General features: G+C 53.3%; 11 protein-coding genes and 1 pseudogene. 9 read left to right on the top strand and 3 right to left on the bottom strand.

Going from position 1 to position 13,610, the window contains the following annotated elements; translation table 11 throughout:
* The first annotated feature begins 94 nt into the window (after positions 1–94).
* The 5 genes from ACX1CU_RS19850 to tssE all read left to right on the top strand — a co-directional run bounded on the left by ACX1CU_RS19850 (position 95) and on the right by tssE (position 7,351).
* Positions 95–3,490, top strand: a complete 3,396-nt coding sequence (locus tag ACX1CU_RS19850; RefSeq protein WP_459402869.1) for an ImcF-related family protein — start codon at positions 95–97, stop codon at positions 3,488–3,490.
* Positions 3,491–3,593: 103 nt separating this feature from the next.
* Positions 3,594–5,357, top strand: a complete 1,764-nt coding sequence (gene tssF, locus ACX1CU_RS19845; RefSeq protein WP_459399938.1) for a type VI secretion system baseplate subunit TssF — start codon at positions 3,594–3,596, stop codon at positions 5,355–5,357.
* Positions 5,321–6,406 (top strand): type VI secretion system baseplate subunit TssG, encoded by a 1,086-nt coding sequence (gene tssG, locus ACX1CU_RS19840; protein ID WP_459399937.1) that lies wholly within the window; start codon positions 5,321–5,323, stop codon positions 6,404–6,406. The genes tssF and tssG overlap by 37 nt, the downstream gene beginning before the upstream one ends.
* Positions 6,378–6,917, top strand: a complete 540-nt coding sequence (tssJ, locus tag ACX1CU_RS19835; protein ID WP_459399936.1) for a type VI secretion system lipoprotein TssJ — start codon at positions 6,378–6,380, stop codon at positions 6,915–6,917. The genes tssG and tssJ overlap by 29 nt, the downstream gene beginning before the upstream one ends.
* The gene (gene tssE / locus ACX1CU_RS19830) at positions 6,917–7,351 is read left to right on the top strand and encodes a type VI secretion system baseplate subunit TssE (RefSeq protein WP_459399935.1); all 435 of its coding nucleotides are present in this window, start codon (positions 6,917–6,919) and stop codon (positions 7,349–7,351) included. The genes tssJ and tssE overlap by 1 nt, the downstream gene beginning before the upstream one ends.
* Before the next feature lie 407 nt (positions 7,352–7,758).
* On the opposite strand, the pseudogene ACX1CU_RS19825 reads toward tssE, so the two are convergent.
* The 3 genes and pseudogenes from ACX1CU_RS19825 to ACX1CU_RS19815 form a co-directional block, all read right to left on the bottom strand.
* Positions 7,759–9,042, bottom strand: a pseudogene (locus ACX1CU_RS19825) (tyrosine-type recombinase/integrase).
* Positions 9,043–9,461: 419 nt separating this feature from the next.
* Positions 9,462–9,794, bottom strand: a complete 333-nt coding sequence (gene mazF / locus ACX1CU_RS19820; protein WP_023492663.1) for an endoribonuclease MazF — start codon at positions 9,792–9,794, stop codon at positions 9,462–9,464.
* Positions 9,795–10,043: an AbrB/MazE/SpoVT family DNA-binding domain-containing protein gene (locus tag ACX1CU_RS19815; protein ID WP_459399934.1), complete on the bottom strand. Its 249-nt coding sequence runs from the start codon at positions 10,041–10,043 to the stop codon at positions 9,795–9,797.
* A gap of 614 nt (positions 10,044–10,657) precedes the next feature.
* On the opposite strand from ACX1CU_RS19815, the gene ACX1CU_RS19810 reads away from it, so the two are divergent.
* The 4 genes from ACX1CU_RS19810 to tglA are packed head-to-tail and all read left to right on the top strand — an operon-like array spanning position 10,658 to position 13,586.
* Positions 10,658–11,404: a methyltransferase domain-containing protein gene (locus ACX1CU_RS19810; RefSeq protein ID WP_459399933.1), complete on the top strand. Its 747-nt coding sequence runs from the start codon at positions 10,658–10,660 to the stop codon at positions 11,402–11,404.
* A gap of 10 nt (positions 11,405–11,414) precedes the next feature.
* Positions 11,415–12,326, top strand: a complete 912-nt coding sequence (locus ACX1CU_RS19805; RefSeq protein ID WP_459399932.1) for a class I SAM-dependent methyltransferase — start codon at positions 11,415–11,417, stop codon at positions 12,324–12,326.
* The gene (locus tag ACX1CU_RS19800) at positions 12,323–13,441 is read left to right on the top strand and encodes a site-2 protease family protein (RefSeq protein WP_459399931.1); all 1,119 of its coding nucleotides are present in this window, start codon (positions 12,323–12,325) and stop codon (positions 13,439–13,441) included. Before ACX1CU_RS19805 ends, ACX1CU_RS19800 begins: the two co-directional genes overlap by 4 nt.
* Before the next feature lie 10 nt (positions 13,442–13,451).
* On the top strand, positions 13,452–13,586 hold the full coding sequence (tglA, locus tag ACX1CU_RS19795) for a 3-thiaglutamate biosynthesis pearlin carrier peptide TglA (protein WP_459399930.1): 135 nt from the start codon (positions 13,452–13,454) through the stop codon (positions 13,584–13,586).
* The last annotated feature ends 24 nt before the right edge of the window (positions 13,587–13,610 follow it).

Below are 13,610 nucleotides of genomic sequence, written 5' to 3'. Positions count from 1 at the left end.
ATCACTCTTTAATTCTCTGGGTGGAGAAAATAATGTGACGCGTTTTATTTTATGGATAAAAAAGCCTGAAGTTCGTTTGTGGCTAATCATGGTGATGTTTCTGATCGTGGGTGGGCTTATTTGCTGGTTACTCTGGCAACGTCCTGAGCTGTTGGGCGTTGAACCAGGCTCAACGCTGCGCGACCGTTTACTGGTGGGGGCCGGTGTCACAACTGTATCACTGCTGTTATTCGTTAACCTTTTCTTTATCAATACTCGCCTGCACGGTCGTCGCGCATTCAAGCAGGTCAGGATGCAAGCTGGCGGAAACGATACCGCTTTAAACGAAGAAAATGCTAAAGACAAGAAGTCACAACATTCAGAGCTCAGAACCTTAAAAAAACGCCTGCGCCGCCGCTACGGCCTGTTCTGGCGTTATAAAGTGCGGTTGCTGATGGTAGTAGGCGAACCTGAACAAATCGCCGCCCTGGCCCCCACACTGGCTGAGCAAGGTTGGCTGGAAGGTCAGCGTACCGTCTTGTTGCACGGTGGCAGTTTGCATTCGCAAAACGACGAGCCACGCCTTGCTGCGTGGCGAAAACTGCGCCGCAGTCGTCCGCTGGATGGCGTGGTCTGGGCTGTGACGCAGGCGCAGAGCCGGGTATCCTCGTGGATGGATGATGGGCTGCGCACGCTGGAAAAATCTGGCGAAGCGTTGCGTTATCAGCCACCGGCCTATCTGTGGCAGGTGTGTGAAAGCCAATGGCCGCAGGATGAACGGGTGACGCAGCCGGTTGGGGCGGTCTTTGCCGCCCATGCGACGCCGGATGCGATTGAACGTCAACTGCGGTCGTTAATCCCCCAATTGCGCGAACAGGGCATGCAGCAGGTGTTGGCTCAACAGCCGCACGATTTCCTGTTGCGTCTGGCACAGTCTCTGGGTACCAGCGAGGCCGCACGCTGGCGGCAGGTTCTGACGCCATGGTTCGCGGACTATGCCGCCCGCATTCCGTTGCGCGGGCTGATGTTCAGCCTGCCAGAGGTGTCCACGGCATCTTCTGCGAATGTGCATGAGAAGACCTGGACTGCCCCGGCCAGTTGGCAAGGGGTGCTGGACGATTGCCGTTCCGCCCGCGGCCGTCGTGTTGGTCTGCCGTGGCAGCAAACGTTGTGTTACAGCCTGCTGGCCCTGATGGTCTTGTGGGGCGCGGGCAGCGTGGCGTCGTTTGCCGTCAACCGTCAGCAGATGCTCTCTGCGGCTGAACAGGTGCAGCGTCTGGCGCAGCCACAGCCGGTGTCCGATGAACAACTGATTGCCTTGCAGGCACTGCGTAACCAGATCGGACGCCTGCAGGTGCGTGCAGCAGAAGGCTCCCCCTGGTATCAGCGCTTCGGCATGGATCATAATGCGCAACTGCTCGATACCCTGCTGCCGTGGTACGGCAAGGCCAATAACCGTTTAATTCGCGATGCGGCTGCAGACAGTCTGCAACAACAACTCGGCGTATTGGCCAACCTGCCCGCCAATAGCCCGAAACGGACCGCACTGGCCAAATCCGGTTATGACCAGTTGAAGGCCTACCTGATGATGGCACGGCCGGAAAAGGTCGACGCGGCGTTTTTCGCCCAGGTGATGAAAACCACCGCGCCAGTGCATCAGGGCATCTCTCCAGGGTTGTGGCAGAGCCTGGCTCCGGACCTGTGGCAGTTTTATGCCCACAACCTGCCCACCCAGCCGAGCTGGAAAATCGTGCCGGACAAAGCCCTGGTGTCACAGACGCGGCAGGTGTTGCTGGGTGAAATCGGCCAGCGTAATGCCGAAAGCACGCTGTATGAAAATATGCTGCTGTCGGTACGCCGCAATTATGCCGACATGACCTTGACCGAGATGACGGGTGATACGGATGCGCAACGCTTGTTCCACACGGACGAAACCATCCCTGGGATGTTTACCCGCAAGGCCTGGGAGGAACAAATCCAGCGGGCGATAGATAACGCGGTCACCTCCCGGCGTGAAGAGATCGACTGGGTGCTCAGTGATAACCGTCGTTCTATCTCTGATGACATTTCACCAGAAGCACTGAAAAAGCGCCTGACCGAACGTTACTTCACGGACTTTGCCGGTGCCTGGCTGAGTTTTCTCAACAGCCTGCACTGGAATGAGGCGAAAAACCTGTCCGATGTGATTGACCAACTCACCTTGATGAGCGATGTCCGCCAGTCGCCGCTGATAGCGCTGATGAACACCGTGGCCTGGCAGGGGCAAACCGGGCAGCAGACCGAAGCGCTGTCCGACTCACTGGTGAAGTCGGCCAAGGCCCTGATAAAGAAAGACGCCGAACCGGCGATAGACCAACAGGCCAGCGGACCGGTGGGCCCGCTGGATGAGACCTTTGGTCCGTTGCTGGCTCTGATGGGCAAAGGCAATACCCAGACCATGATGTCGTCGGACAGCTCGCTCAGCCTGCAGACCTTACTCACTCGCGTTACCCGCGTGCGCCTGAAACTTCAGCAGGTCGCCAGCGCGGCCGACCCGCAGGAGATGATACAGGTGCTGGCACAGACGGTCTTTCAGGGCAAAAACGTTAACCTGACCGATACTCAGGAGTATGCCAGCCTGATTGCTGCCAGCCTGGGGGAGGAATGGAGCAGCTTTGGCCGGACGATGTTTGTTCAGCCGCTGACCCAAGCCTGGGAAACGGTGTTGCAGCCGTCGTCTGCTAGCCTCAACGACCAATGGAAAAACGCCATCGTGGTGAACTGGAAATCGGCCTTTGACGGGCGTTACCCGTTTGCCGCGAGCAAAAGCGATGCCTCACTGCCGATGTTGGCCGATTTCATCCGCAAAGACAGCGGGCGTATCGACAGTTTCCTGACCAGTGAACTGAGTGGGGTACTGCATAAGGAAGGTACCCGCTGGGTACCGGACAAGGTAAACAGCCAGGGGCTGACCTTTAATCCCGACTTCCTGGCGGCCATTAATCAGCTGAGCCAGATTTCCGACATTCTGTTCACCGACGGCAGCCAGGGGTTACGGTTTGAATTGCTGGCGCGGCCGGTGCCGGATGTTGTGGAAACCAACCTGTCGATTGATGGCCAGAAGCTTCATTACTTCAACCAGATGGAAAGCTGGCAAAGTTTCCGCTGGCCGGGGGATACCTATAAGCCGGGTGCCATGCTGACCTGGACCAGCGTTGATGCCGGTGCCCGTTTGTACGGTGACTATCAGGGCACCTGGGGTCTTATCCGCTGGCTTGAACTGGCGAAGCAGCAAAAACTGGATGAAGGGCGTTATCAACTGACGTTTACCACACCGGACAACGCGCCGTTGCAATGGATATTACGCACCGAACTGGGTAAAGGCCCGTTGACGCTGCTGCAGTTGCGTAACTTCACGTTGCCGACGCAGATTTTCCAGATACAGAATACCCCGGAACCTGCTGCGCATACCCCTGATGATGAGTTTGTGCAGGAAGATAGCGTACCGACTCAAACACCTGAGAAACGGTGATGGCGACGTTACTCCACAACACCGCCCCGCTCCCGTCCAGGGTGCGAGAGCACGGTTTTCTGATGTTTCCCTCTGCGCTAGTGGCATAACGAACAAGAGAGCTATGGACGACTTAACCCTGCGTTATTTTGACGCCGAAATGCGTTACCTGCGCGAGGCGGGCGAAGAGTTTGCCCGCGCGCACCCCGACCGGGCTGCCGGATTGAATCTGGATAAAGCCGGAGCCCGCGACCCTTATGTGGAACGCCTGTTCGAAGGCTTCGCCTTCCTGATGGGACGCCTGCGGGAAAAACTCGATGACGACCTGCCGGAGCTGACCGAGGGGCTGGTCAGCCTGCTGTGGCCACACTACTTGCGCACCATCCCCTCCCTGTCGATTGTGGAGTTCACCCCGGAATGGCAGGGCATGAAAGAGCGTATGGTGGTCAACAAAGGCTTTGAAGTGCTGTCCCGCCCTATCGGGGAACGGGCGACGCGCTGCCGCTACACCACCACGCAGGATATCGAACTGTTGCCGCTCACCCTGAATCGCGCGGTGCTGGATACCGAACCGGATGGCCGCTCGGTGATCCGCCTGCGCTTTAACTGTGGTGAGTTGGCCGACTGGAGCAGCATCAGTCTGCGCCATCTGCCGCTCTATTTCGATGCTGATGCGCCACTGGCCTGCGCCTTGCACGAAGCCTTCACCCTCAATACGGCCAAGCTGTGGATACGTCTGCCGGGCCAGGCTGACCGTCAGCCGCTGGATGCGTTCTTTGCCCCGCAGGGCTTTAGCGAGAACGATACCCTGTGGCCGAAAGGTGACAGCGCCTTCAGCGGTTATCAGTTGCTGCTGGAGTATTTCACCTTCCGCGAGAAATTCATGTTTGTCGCGCTGACCGGGTTGGACTCCGTGGAGCTACCGGCAGAGCTGGCCTGGTTTGAAATCGATGTGGTGCTGGAGAAGCGCTGGGAGCACGACTTCTCGTTCTCGGAAAAACACCTGCGCCTGCACTGCGTGCCGGTCATCAACCTGTTCCCGCTGGAGTCGGACCCGCTGTCGCTCTCCTCGTTACAGACCGAATACCTGCTGCGCCCGATGCGCGTGCAGGACGGTTATACCGAGATTTACTCGGTGGACGCGGTGATTTCTTCCAAGCACTCCGGTCACCAGGTGTACGTGCCGTTCACCAGCTTCCGCCACAAGGGCGGCATGTTGCGCCACGACGCGCCGGAATATTACTATCACACGCGCGTCAAGCGCGGGCCATCGGGCCTGCACGATACCTGGCTGATACTGGGCGGTGAGGCGTTTGATAACCAACTGGTGCCGGAGAACGAAAACCTGTCCCTGAGCCTGACCGGCACCAACGGGCAACTGCCGCGTAAATCGCTGCAAAGCACCGTGCTCGACACCGCAGTGAAATCGACGGGGGCCAATGTGCGGATACGCAACCTGTCTGCGCCGTCGATGCCCTGTTACCCGCCGAACCGTGACCGTTTCCACTGGCGGGTGCTGAGCCATCTGGGCAGCAGCTTCCTGTGGATGATGGACAGCGCCGACGTGTTGCGTGGTACGCTAGCCTTGTATGACTGGACGGAAAGCGAAATGAACCGCCGTCGGTTGGAGGCCATCGCCGAGGTGAAACACAGCGAGATTGAGCGCTTTGAACGCGGCTATCTGCTGCGTGGGGTGCATATCGAAATCACCCTCGACAGTAACGGCTTTGCCGGTACCGGGGATATCTGCCTGTTCGGTGAAATGCTCAGCCGCTTCTTTGCACTGTATACCGACATTCACCTGTTTAATCGTCTGACCCTGATACTGCAACCGACAGGAGAGCGCCTGGAATGGGAAGAGAATCACACCCGCCGCATCCCCGGCTGACCGACAGGCTGGAACGGGACATCGGACGGATTAATTTTTACCGTTTCTGCCAGTTGCTGGAGCAGCCCGGTACGCCGCCGCTCGGCAGCACCGCCAACCCGGCGGACGACCCGGTGCGTTTTCGGCCGTGGCCTGGCATGGGGTTCCCGGTCAGCGAGTTGAAATCGCTGGAAATGGATGCGGAACATCCAGACGCGCCGCCGACCGTACGCACCACCTTTATGGGGCTGTATGGCGTCGATTCGCCGCTGCCCACTGCCTATATCGACGACATCACCCAACAGCGTGAAGGGCATGAGGCGTTAGAAGGCTTCCTTGATATCTTCAACCACCGGTTCATGACGCAGTTTTACCGTATCTGGCGTAAGTATTCTTATCCGGCGACGTTTGAATCCGGCGGCAAAGACCCTACCTCACAAAGCCTGCTGGGGCTGATTGGTATGGGCATCCCCGGCACGCAGCAGCATTTCACTACTCCTACGTCTCGCTTTCTGGCGTTGCTCGGGGTGATGCGCCAGCCGGGCCGAACCGCCGAAGGCGTTCAGGCGCTGGTGCGTTTGCTGGCACCGGACACACAGGCGGAGGTGACGCCCCATTGCCTGCGTACGGTGCGCATTGATTCCCCGATGACCTTTTCTGATGAAGGCGCGAACTGGCTGGATGGCTATCAGGTATTGGGGGATGAAGCCACCGATGCCAACAGCCAACTGCTGATTTCCCTGCACACCGGGAACCGCGACGAGGCTCACGACTGGCTGCCAGAGGGGGCGCTGTATGCGGATTTTCTGGTGCTGTTGCGGGTGTATCTGGGATGGCGTTACACCGCCTGCATTCAACTGACGGTGCCTACTCCGCTGCTGCCCACCATGGTACTGGGTGAGGCGCCAATAAGGTTGGGCCTGACCGGGGTACTGGGGCTGGATGATCAGAGCCCGTCGGACGATATGCCGGATTATTTTACCGTAGAACTGGGCCACTACCGTGGTATGGCCCCTGATAGGCCTCAAGAAGGAACGCGACGTGTTATCAACTACCGCCTGGAAAAATAAAATCGGCTTGGCTGCCTTGGTCGTATTGCTGAGTGGCTGCGGGCTGACGCAGACGGTGACGGACGGCACCGTGTCAGCGACCCAATCGCTGTTTTATAAGCAGGTGAAAGTCCTGCATCTGGACTTCACCGCCCGCGAAGCGCTCAACACCGACGCGCGCGAAGAGAATTCTGCCTCCGAGCCGGTGCTGGTGCGGGTGTATCAGTTGCGCGATGACAAGCTCCTCCAGAAAACGGTGTATCAGCAACTGGCAGCGGACGGGGAGGGTGCGCTGAAAGACGACCTGCTGGCCAGCCGCAGCGTGGTGGTCAAACCCGGCACTGCGGCCTCGCTGGATATGCCGATGGAAAAGGAGGCGAAGTTTGTCGCCGTGGTCGGTCTGTTCCGCCACCCGGATATGGAAAAAAACCACTGGCGTCTGCTCCTGACCCGCGAGGATTTAGACCCCGAAAAACCGCGCACCATTGAACTGAACAATAACGGCCTGACGCTGCGGGCGGAGAAAAAGTGATGCCCCATCGCCACTCGCCTTCACTGTACGAGCAACTGCTGGGCAACTTCGCCAGTGGCCTGGAGTTGAACGCGGTCAGCGAAGAGGAACAGGTCATCCTGTCGGTCCTCGACAACATGCAGCGCATTCTCAACTGCCGTGCGGGGACGCTCAGCCATTTACCGGATTACGGTCTGCCGGACATGAGTAAAATCCTGCAGGGCATGCCCGGTACGGCGCATTCGCTGCTGGTTACCCTCTCCGATACCTTGCTGAAATATGAGCCACGCCTGAAAAGCCTGACCGTGGTGCTGCTGCCGCAAAGTACGCCGGGGTATCTGGAATATGGCATCGATGCTGAGTTGAAAGGGCGCGGATTGGTACGTTTTGGCACCGCGTTTATGCCGGAAGGCCAGGTCATTATCCGCCATCTGAAACAACAGAACTACGTCTGAGCACCCTTTCCGCGACTTAACCGTGACACATTGATAAAACCGCAGGAAAAAGCACCATGATTTCACTTCCCGTCTGGTTCTCTGACGCCTTTGGTCATCTGGAAAAACAGGATGCTGATATCCTGAAACATCTCTGGGAAACTGAGCCGGTGTTGCGTGAAGCGGTGGCACGGCTGGATACCATCAACCCCGCATTGCATCCCACAACCTATTGCCCACACTGTGGCAGTGAGCATTACGTACGCAACAGCCGCGACTGGGAATACCGCTGCCTGATGTGCTTGCGGCAGAGTTCCCCTGCAACGGGAACCCCGTTTGCGGACCTGCATCGCCGAAAGTACTACATTCTGTATGCGGTACTGGTGACATTCTGGGTTAATGGCTATATCGAAGACGTGGTCTGGCTGTCAGGGTGCCACAACAAAATCAACTGGAAGGAGTATGCCCGTCGTCTGGAACCAGTACGGGGTGACTTGCCCGTGCCCGTTACCCTTTTCCCACGCTACCTGCATGGATTCACCCCCGAACTGTTCGTCCAGATGCTCAGCCCTATGAATATACGCAGCACGAACGCTGTTACGTTCCTGGTGACTCATCTGGCGCTCTACTGCATCCCTCGACCATAAGCCAGACTCAATCAGCGAACTACACGCCATCGCTCTAAATCCCTGACCGCAGACATCCACTTTCGTATCGTACCCCATAAGTAGTGGTACGTTATTCACGGTATTTTCACTCATGGGCTTCCAGGGATTGTGATCGCCAGTAAAGATCAACTCGTATCCCCCCGCTTATAGCGTGTATCTGTTGCAGAAGTTCCAGCACCTGGCGTGATAGAGGTACAAGGTGCTCAGTGCCCATTTTAGAACCACGGTGCGAGAATTTGACACCTTCAATCGGTTTGCGCTCTGGTGGGATTGCCCACATGGATTTTTCAAAGTCGATCTCTGACCAACGAGTAAAGCGCAATTCGCTGGAGCGGATAAAGATCAGCAACGTGAGCGTGGTTGCCAGCCTTGTCAGCGGTTGCCCTTTGTAGGCATCCAGTCGAGCCAACAGCTCAGGGGTACGGTTAAGAGCAAGGGCAGGCGGTGTTGACGTTTAACCGTGGTCAGTGCACCAGCCATATCTACGGCAGGGTTGTAATCAATTATCCCGGATTGAGCTGCATATCGCATAACGGCAGAGATTCGCTGTTGCAACCGGGCGGCTATTTCGTAGATCTCTTTTGCTTCCGCAGCTTTGACCGGGATCCGCAGGTCTGGCGTTTTAAGCGTGGTGATATCCCGTGAGCCAATATAGGGGAACACGTGGGACTCGAAGCTCTTCAGAATTTTAGCGCTGTGTGATTCAGACCATTTTTTGTTGCTTTTGTGCCACTGGAGAGTCACCGCTTCAAAGGCTAATGAAGTCTCAGGTACTGATTTCTTAACACGCTTTTGTTCGCAGGGGTCAATGCCGTCCGCGATCAATTTTCTGGCCACATCACGTTTATCTCGTGCCTCAGATAATGAGATGTCAGGGTATACGCCAAGCGCCAGCGTTTTTTCCTTGCCTAGAAGCCGATAGCGGAGTCGCCAGTATCTGGAGCCGTTGGGGTGAACGAGCAAAAACATATTGCCGCTGTCTGCGAGCTTATAGGGTTTATCTTGCGGTTTAGCTGCACGGATTTTAGCGTCAGTGAGTGCCATAGCCTGGTTTCCTGATGGAAAAAGGGTACAAACATTATCGAATCAGACTATACCCTCAAATATACCCGCACAAGGGTGTTGATGCCGGGTAAGTTCGGTGGAGTCTGGTAGAGTGAAAGTCTTATGGAAACGTGGATTATGGCGGGGTATACAAACAAAAACGGGCCTCCGTGGAGGTCCGTTGATATGAATTTGGTGCCGGACTCGGAATCGAAATAAACCAATAAAATCTTTGTTATTTAACGATATTGTTGTGTTCGAAAATTCAAAGGGCCACCAATAGGGCCCCCTGATGGTTTGGCATCAAAAAGGGAATAAGTTCGATACTGTTTTCTCCTGTCGGGGTATTAAATGTGATTCAGCGTGGTTCCGAGGCACGGACCCATATCAAGCACAGGTTATCCTCTGGTGAATATCTATCATCCAATTAGTGCCTTGGCTTTGGCTCTAATTTCTGCCAGTTCAGCAGGCGTCACTGTGCCTTTTTTGGTTATCTTCCTCGCTCTCCAGTCAACACAGGTCACTTGGTCGGCCAGGGCTACGCTTTCGCGGCTGCCCGATAATTCTACCTCAAAGGGATAGCCTTTGACCTTCGTGGTGCAGGGAACGCAAAGCAGCAGACCAACGGGATTATTATAAGAAAAAGGGCTGAGCACAACGGCTGGGCGGTAACCTCCCTGTTCGTGGCCTTCCACCGGGTCAAAATCAATCCAGATCAGATCTCCGCAAGTGGGAACAAAGCGTGAAACCATTTAGAGTAATTCCTTTCCAACGGGCGCACCGAAAGTTATCTTTTCGTGAAGGTTCTCTGGTGTGATGCCCGATAACAGCGACTCGAGGGAATATTCTTGCGTTTTTACCGGGATCAAAACGATTTGCCCCTCCTCGTTTATTTTCAAATCAAGTTTGTCTTCAACATGCAATGCTGCCGCTTGCATGATGCTGGCCGGTATCCTGATGGATGGGCTGTTGCCCCATTTCTTTAACGTTACAGTAGCCATTTTTCATTACCTCTCTTAAGCAAGTAGATACACTGTATAGGATAAACAATGTATCTACAACTGCGATGATTAACACGTTAGGAGCTTCGAAACTGCTGAGAGTGTACTGGTGGGATATCAGTGAGTTTGATCGAGGGTGGTTAGTCGCAGTCATTAGATATCGAGCATTCAATGCTGTTCACCTAAATAGCATTTCATAATACCGCTACAGTTGATAGATTTGGTTGCTTTTTAACCAGAATGCCATAGTGTGCTCGCAATCCGCACCAGAGTTCGATCTTGCTGTTTGAGGCTTGTAACCCTTACAGCTCAAGGCATAGCGCAAAGTAGAGCACTATTGTGAAAAGTTATTTAGGATTTCAGCCATTTCCTCTTGAAGGTTGTTGATACATTTCTTTGCCAATTTCAACGCCAGAACGGTACCGGTTTTTTAAAATTTTAACTATAAAAATCAAATTGATAATGGGTATTCAGTTCGGAAATCTCGCAGCCTTATGGGTTTTTTGTTTCTAATTAGTTAATGAAAAGTAAAAACATTAATTAATTTGTTGATTTTTGTTTAGTGGATATGTTAATTATTCTAAAGATTATCTATTTCTTAGGATGCTGGCATCATGGTTAGGGAAAGCGCAGCTGAGTCGTCGTTGGATAGTGTTGGGGATGGGATTGATTCTCTAAATGCAGCATGGAGTTTTGGCGGTAAGACACCCCAAAATTTCGACTCCCATGTTTCAAAGTCAGTACCAAAATATAAAGATGGGCACGACATAATCCTTTCGTTAAGTGATTTCTTTGTGAACAAGCATTCCGTGGTTTATGAACTGGGGAGTTCAACCGGATCATTAACGCGTAAACTAGCTAAACGCCACCCACATGGTGCCAAGTTTATCGGTATAGATATTGAAGAAGCAATGACACGTCAGGCTGGCATTATGCTATCCGAACAGGAGGTTAATCAAAATGTGACCTTCCTGACGGATGACATCCTCAATTTCCCTTATGAAAAAAGCGACTTTATCGTTGCTTACTACACCGTACAGTTCATTCCACCGCGTGTGCGACAGCAGTTATTCGATCACATTTATCAAAGTTTAAACTGGGGCGGCGCCTTCGTTCTGTTTGAGAAAGTACGTGGTCCAGATGCTCGTTTCCAGGACATCATCAGCAGTCTATATGTGGACTACAAGGTGGAGCAAGGCTATGCCGCTAATGAAATCCTAGCCAAATCACGTTCTCTGAAAGGGGTGCTAGAACCATTTTCCACTGTGGGCAATCTGGATATGCTCAATCGCGCTGGTTTTGTTGATGTGATGACTATTTTCAAACATATCTGTTTTGAAGGGTTCTTCTGTATCAAATAACGAGATGAATATGGATATCAAATCCGTTCGGTATTACCTGGGTTTATTGCAAATGCACCAGGATTACCAAGCAACTTCTATTGAGTGTGAAATTTGCGGTTCGTCAAGTAGCCTAACCTTATCGACACACATCAGCGGACCGCAAGAAAATACAGTGGCTTTACCCGTGGTTGGCTGTACTCAGTGTGGGCATATCTATCAAGCTTATCGTTTTGACGCACAGTTTTATCAAGACTATTACGACAAGTTTTATCGACTGAATTTATTTGGCGATAGTGTTCCTGATAAAAATTTTTTCCTCGATCAGATCAAACGCGGTGATTACCTCTACAAAAACTTAAGCCAATGGTTACCTGAGCGCGGTAAATTGCTCGATATTGGCTGTTCCGCTGGTGGGCTAATGATCCCGTTCGCTAAACGTGGCTGGCAGGTAAGGGGTAATGATCCCGACAGTGTCTACGCTCAGTACGGCAAAACGCTGGGGCTTAATATTGACACTGTCAGCGCAGAAGATATGGAGCCCGATGAAGAGGCGGATCTGATCATCATCAATGGTTCACTTGAACATGTCTATGATGTCAACCTTGTGATGGCCAAATGTCAGGCTATGACGGCACCACAGGGGCTATTGTTGATTGAAGGACGTGCATTGGGTTATGGCATGCAGCAGGGCTATCTGACACATAATCATCGGCGTTTTCTCACGCCGCATAGCATCGAACTGCTGATGTTAAAACATGGTTGGACACCGATACTGACGACAGATACTCCCTTGTGCGGCCCGACAAGACCTGGGGCAGTCTTCGTTCTGGGGCGTGCTGATGTGGCTGATAGTAAGGCGTTCGTTGCCATCAGTAACGCTGGACGTAACAAACTGTATCAGTTTTATCAACCTTGGTTTGAAGCTGTGGGTGCCGCATGAGCGAAAGCATACTGCCAGCGGTCCATGGTGAACAGCCCTGTCGCTACCGTGACGAATTGATTTGCGAGCAGCTATCAGAGGCGACAAAAACAAAATTCCGAATCTATGATCCCAAAAATGATATTGCCTATGAACTCGGTTTAACAGAATTGACCTTGGCCAGGTTGTTTAATGGCGAGCGCACTTTGGTGCAGATACAACAACTGGCTTATGAACGCATGCAGGTCACCATCAGCTTGCCAAAACTGGCAGGGTTCCAAGCCCGCTTGTTGCAACTCGGTCTACTGACCCATAACGGCGAAGAGGGCGGTTTGAGGCGTGATCCGGCTACCGGTATTACTTACGGCCCGCTTAAGCGTTTTTTACTGGTCAATCTGGTCAAAATGAACCCGCAAAGAGGCCTGGATACTATTTATCGCCTTGCCCCCTGGCTGTGTTCGTCAGCTCTCAATGCAATACTGTTGCTGGCTGTTGGTGTAGCATTTACCTATTTATTCAGCCAGTGGGCGCAGTTCAGTCAAGATGTGATAGTAACTTATACTCAGAGCTGGTCGTGGTTGGCTTGGCATTACCCGGTGATTTTGAGTTCCATTGCCATACACGAGCTGGGACATGCGCTGAGTTGCCGCCATTACCGTGTACGCGTTACCGATTTTGGTATCGGTATTTACACTCTGCTGGCGACCGGCTGGGTGCGACCAGAACAGCGTACGTGGTCCGCGCTAAGCTCAGGCAAACGTGCCATCACTATCCTTATGGGGCCCGTTACCAGCTTTTACTATGCGACTGTAGGCATTGCAGTCTGGGGAGTGACTACCGCCAGTTCGCCGTTACATGATATGGGGGTCGTGATGGTTGTAGCCTCCTGCTTATCGTTAATCCCTACACTGTTGCCAATTTTCAACGGCGACACCTATTTAGCACTCACTGAGTTCTTCAATCAGCCTCGTTTGCGGCAGCGTGCATTGCGCTACTGCCGCCAACGCCTCACAGGAAAAAATACTGAAGATGATCAAGATCACCGGCTCTACTGGTTGGTGAGTTTGTTGACCGTATTAGGCTGGGTACTGGCTTGGTGCGGTATTGCTACGATGATTATTCGCCTATTGCCATAAGGAGATCAAGATGAAGCCTGAAGTTAAAGATAGTGAACTGAGCCCGGTAGTTGAACAGCAGCCAACTGAAGAATCGTTAGATAATTTGTTCGAAGAATTTGACCTCGACGATATCGAAGTGATTGAAAGTAAAGTCTTTGCATAAACACTGCAGCCCTGTTCCCAGGGC

The organism is Serratia sp. D1N4, assembly GCF_054552755.1.
This window is presented reverse-complemented; position numbering and strand designations above follow the sequence as displayed.

Excerpts from the sequence above, each read along its gene's own strand:
- ACX1CU_RS19850 (WP_459402869.1), top strand. The coding sequence starts at position 95 with ATGTTTCTGATCGTGGGTGGGCTTATTTGCTGGTTACTCTGGCAACGT.
- tssF (WP_459399938.1), top strand. The coding sequence starts at position 3,594 with ATGGACGACTTAACCCTGCGTTATTTTGACGCCGAAATGCGTTACCTG.
- tssG (WP_459399937.1), top strand. The coding sequence starts at position 5,321 with ATGGGAAGAGAATCACACCCGCCGCATCCCCGGCTGACCGACAGGCTG.
- tssE (WP_459399935.1), top strand. The coding sequence starts at position 6,917 with ATGCCCCATCGCCACTCGCCTTCACTGTACGAGCAACTGCTGGGCAAC.
- mazF (WP_023492663.1), bottom strand. The coding sequence starts at position 9,794 with ATGGTTTCACGCTTTGTTCCCACTTGCGGAGATCTGATCTGGATTGAT.
- ACX1CU_RS19815 (WP_459399934.1), bottom strand. The coding sequence starts at position 10,043 with ATGGCTACTGTAACGTTAAAGAAATGGGGCAACAGCCCATCCATCAGG.
- ACX1CU_RS19810 (WP_459399933.1), top strand. The coding sequence starts at position 10,658 with ATGGTTAGGGAAAGCGCAGCTGAGTCGTCGTTGGATAGTGTTGGGGAT.
- ACX1CU_RS19805 (WP_459399932.1), top strand. The coding sequence starts at position 11,415 with ATGGATATCAAATCCGTTCGGTATTACCTGGGTTTATTGCAAATGCAC.
- ACX1CU_RS19800 (WP_459399931.1), top strand. The coding sequence starts at position 12,323 with ATGAGCGAAAGCATACTGCCAGCGGTCCATGGTGAACAGCCCTGTCGC.
- tglA (WP_459399930.1), top strand. The coding sequence starts at position 13,452 with ATGAAGCCTGAAGTTAAAGATAGTGAACTGAGCCCGGTAGTTGAACAG.